General features: G+C 69.7%; 3 protein-coding genes. All 3 read left to right on the top strand.

Annotation, left to right across the window (positions count from 1 at the left end):
* The first annotated feature begins 24 nt into the window (after positions 1 to 24).
* Complete coding sequence (locus HZB86_12925; GenBank protein ID MBI5906420.1) at positions 25 to 639, top strand: hypothetical protein; 615 nt, start codon at positions 25 to 27, stop codon at positions 637 to 639.
* A 4-nt stretch (positions 640 to 643) separates the two neighbouring features.
* On the top strand, positions 644 to 1,720 hold the full coding sequence (locus HZB86_12920; protein MBI5906419.1) for a phospho-N-acetylmuramoyl-pentapeptide-transferase: 1,077 nt from the start codon (positions 644 to 646) through the stop codon (positions 1,718 to 1,720).
* Between the two features lie 2 nt (positions 1,721 to 1,722).
* Positions 1,723 to 2,797 (top strand): UDP-N-acetylmuramoyl-L-alanine--D-glutamate ligase (murD, locus tag HZB86_12915; protein MBI5906418.1); only part of this gene is annotated, 1,075 nt, incomplete at its 3' end.

Genomic DNA, 2,797 nt, shown 5'->3' with positions numbered 1-2,797 from the left:
GACTTCTCCGGCCGGATCGTGTCGATGACCGACGCGGGGATGCGGATCGCCGTACGCACGCCCGCGGGGGAGTTCACCTCCTCCCTCTCCGTGGCGGGGGAGCACCACCTGCTGAACGCCCTGGCGGCGACGGCGGCGGCGTTCGCGCTGGGGATGCGCCCCGCGGAGATGGAGGACGGGTTCGCGGGGTTCACCCCCGCGCCCGGACGGTTCCACGCGGTTCCGATGCGGGGCGGCGGGCTGCTGCTGGACGACAGCTACAACGCGAACCCCGCCTCGACCGAGGCGGCCCTCCGGTCGCAGTTCCTGCTGTCCCGCGGTCGCAGGACGGTCGTGGTCTTCGGGGACATGCTCGAACTGGGAGACGCCTCGCGGGCATCCCATTTCCGGATCGGGCACCTCATGGCGTCCCTGGGGGTCGGGAAGCTGATCGCCTTCGGGAACGAGGCGGTCCATGCGGCGCGGGGCGCCCTCGAAGGCGGGATGGCCCCGGATTCCGTGGACCACACGGTCGACCGGGGGCGGCTCCGAGAAGCGGTGCGCGCGTCCGTGTCGGAAGGGGACGTGGTGCTGGTGAAGGGATCGCGCGGGATGCGGCTGGACGAAGTCGCCACGGCCATCCGGGGGGAGTGGGCCTAAGCGAATGCTCTATCATCTCCTGTTCCCGCTCCACGTCAACTACTCGTTCTTCAACGTATTCCGTTACATCACGTTCCGGACGATCTACGCCGCGATCACGGCGCTGCTGATCTCGTTCCTCATCGGGCCCTGGCTGATCCGCACCCTGGGCCGGCTCCAGATCGGGCAGACGATCCGCCGGGACGGGCCGGAGAGCCACATCGCGAAGGAAGGGACGCCGACGATGGGCGGCGTGCTCATCGTCCTGGCGACGGTGCTCCCCACGCTCCTCTGGGCGAACCTCACGAGCGCCTACATCTGGATCGCCGTGTTCGTTACGGTGGGGTACGGCGCGATCGGGTTCGTGGACGATTACCGGAAGGTCGTGAAGAAGGACACGAGGGGTCTGAGCCCGAGGCGGAAGCTCGCCGCGCAGTTCGCCCTGGCGGCCGTCGCCGCCGCGCTGATCTACACGGACATCGGGATCAAGGACACGGTGAACATCCCCTTCTTCAAGAACCTCCGGCCCAGCCTCGGGTTCCTCTACATCCCCTTCATCGTGCTCGTGATCGTGGGGGCGTCCAACGCGGTGAACCTGACCGACGGGCTCGACGGCCTGGCGATCGGCCCGTCCATCATCTCCGCCGGCACGTACATGCTCTTCGCGTATCTCACCGGCCACGTCAAGATCGCCAACTATCTCCAGATCCAGTACATCCCCGGGGCCGGGGAGTTGACGATCTTCTGCGGCGCGCTGGCCGGGGCGGGCCTGGGATTCCTGTGGTTCAACGCCTACCCGGCGCAGGTGTTCATGGGGGACACCGGGTCGCTCTCCCTCGGGGCGGCGCTGGGCGTGGTCGCGGTCATGGTGAAGCAGGAGATCGTGCTGGCGCTGGTCGGAGGCGTGTTTGTGATGGAGGCGCTCTCCGTGATCTTCCAGGTGACCTCCTACAAGACCCGCCGGAAGCGGATCTTCCGGATGGCGCCGATCCACCACCACTTCGAGCTCGAGGGGTGGGCGGAGCCGAAGATCATCGTGCGGTTCTGGATCGTGTCGATCGTGCTGGCGCTGCTGGCGATCAGCACCCTGAAGATCCGGTGACCATGGCGGAGCTGTCGGGGAAAAGCGTGGCGGTGGCGGGAGCCGGGCGGTCCGGACTCCTCTCGGCCCGGCTGCTCTCGGCCGAGGGTGCGAGGGTCACCCTGTGGGACGACCGCCCGCTCGCCGCCGTGGAACGGTCGCTGGGGGAACCGATTCCCGGCGGGGTCGCGTTCCGCGAAGGGATGATGTCGGCGGCGGACGTCCCGGGGACGGCGCTCGTCGTTCTCTCGCCGGGCGTCCCCCGGGAGAAGCTCCCGCTTCCGGCTCTCGCCGCGGCCGGCGTGCCGGTGTGGGGGGAGATCGAGCTGGCGTTCCGCCGCTTCCGGGGGAAGGTCGCGGCGATCACCGGCACGAACGGCAAATCCACGGTGACGACGCTCGTGGGAAGGATGGCCGCCCGCGCGTATCCGAGGGCGTTCGTGGGGGGGAACCTGGGGACGCCGTTCATCGCGGCGGCGGGAGAGGCGTTCGACTGGGGGGTGGTGGAGGTGTCGAGCTTCCAGCTCGAGTCGATCGACGCGTTCCGCCCGGCCGTCGCCGCGCTGCTGAACATCACGGAGGACCACAGCGACCGGTACGCCGGCTTCGCGGCGTACGCGGAGGCGAAGATGGCGATCTTCCGCTCCATGGGGGAAGGGGACGTAGCGGTGGTCAACGCGGACGACCCCGAGGTGTCGTCGCGCGCCGGGGCGATCCGCGCGCGGACGGTTCCGTTCTCGGTGTCCCGCCCGCTCGCGGAGGGTGCGTTCCTCGACGGGGAGGAGCTGGTGCACCGGTCGGCGGCCGGCGAGGAGCGGTATCCGCGGCGGGCGCTGAAGATCCGGGGGCTGCAGAACGTGGAGAACGCGCTGGCCTCGATCTGCGTCGCCCGGGCGATGGGGATCCGCCCGGCGGACGTGCGGACGGAGCTTGCCGGGTTCCCCGGACTGCCGCACCGGGTCGAGTTCGTCCGCGAGGTCCGCGGCGTGTCGTACTACAACGACTCGAAGGGGACCAACGTCGGCGCGGTGCTGGCGGCGCTTACCGGGTTCCCGGAGCCGGTGGTCCTCATCGCGGGGGGGAAGGACAAGGGGGTGG

It is taken from the genome of Deltaproteobacteria bacterium, assembly GCA_016234845.1.
Classification (GTDB): Bacteria; Desulfobacterota; Deferrimicrobia; order Deferrimicrobiales; family Deferrimicrobiaceae; genus JACRNP01.
The sequence above is the reverse complement of the archived record's forward strand: the minus strand, read 5'-3'. Positions and strand labels throughout refer to the sequence as shown.